Annotated in this window: 1 protein-coding gene; it reads left to right on the plus strand. The window is 45.8% G+C overall.

Going from position 1 to position 1,177, the window contains the following annotated elements; genetic code table 11:
• The coding region (gene tuf / locus PAT01_RS19965) for an elongation factor Tu (RefSeq protein WP_154946064.1) at positions 1-1,177 on the plus strand (1,177 nt) is incomplete at its 3' end.

The following is a 1,177-nucleotide window of genomic DNA, read 5'->3' on the forward strand; positions in this document are numbered from 1 at the left end:
ATGGCAAAAGAAAAGTTTGAACGCGTAAAACCGCACGTAAACGTTGGTACAATCGGCCACGTTGACCACGGTAAAACTACACTAACTGCAGCAATCACTAACGTACTTGCAAAAGTATACGGCGGTGTTGCTAAAGATTTCGCATCAATCGATAACGCTCCAGAAGAGCGCGAGCGTGGTATCACAATCTCAACTTCTCACGTTGAGTACGATACACCAACTCGTCACTACGCACACGTAGATTGTCCTGGACACGCCGATTATGTTAAAAACATGATCACTGGTGCTGCTCAAATGGACGGCGCTATCTTAGTAGTAGCTGCGACTGACGGCCCTATGCCACAAACGCGTGAGCACATCCTACTTTCTCGTCAGGTTGGCGTACCTTACATCGTTGTATTCATGAACAAATGTGACATGGTTGACGACGAAGAGCTACTTGAGCTAGTAGAAATGGAAGTTCGTGAACTTCTTTCTGAGTACGACTTCCCAGGTGATGACTTACCACTAATTCAAGGTTCTGCTCTTAAAGCACTTGAAGGCGAAAAGCAGTGGGAAGACAAGATCGTTGAGCTTGCAGAAGCACTAGATTCTTACATCCCAGAGCCAGAGCGTGACATCGATAAGCCATTCATCATGCCTATCGAAGACGTTTTCTCAATCCAAGGCCGTGGTACAGTAGTAACTGGTCGTGTTGAAGCTGGTATCATCAACGTGAACGACGAAGTTGAAATCGTTGGTATCAAAGAGACTACTAAGTCTACTTGTACTGGTGTTGAAATGTTCCGTAAGCTTCTTGACGAAGGTCGTGCTGGTGAGAACATTGGTGCACTTCTACGTGGTACTAAGCGTGAAGACGTTGAACGTGGTCAAGTACTAGCTAAGCCTGGTTCAATCAAACCTCACACTACATTCACTTCAGAAGTATACGTACTTTCTAAAGATGAAGGTGGTCGTCATACTCCTTTCTTCAAAGGTTACCGTCCACAGTTTTACTTCCGTACAACTGACGTAACAGGTGACGTACAGTTACCAGAAGGCGTAGAAATGGTAATGCCTGGTGATAACGTTAAGATGACAGTAACTCTAATCGCGCCAATCGCGATGGACGAAGGTCTTCGTTTCGCTATCCGTGAAGGTGGCCGTACTGTAGGTGCTGGTGTTGTAGCAACTATCG

The organism is Pseudoalteromonas atlantica, from assembly GCA_007988745.1.
Taxonomy (GTDB): domain Bacteria; phylum Pseudomonadota; class Gammaproteobacteria; order Enterobacterales; family Alteromonadaceae; genus Pseudoalteromonas; species Pseudoalteromonas atlantica.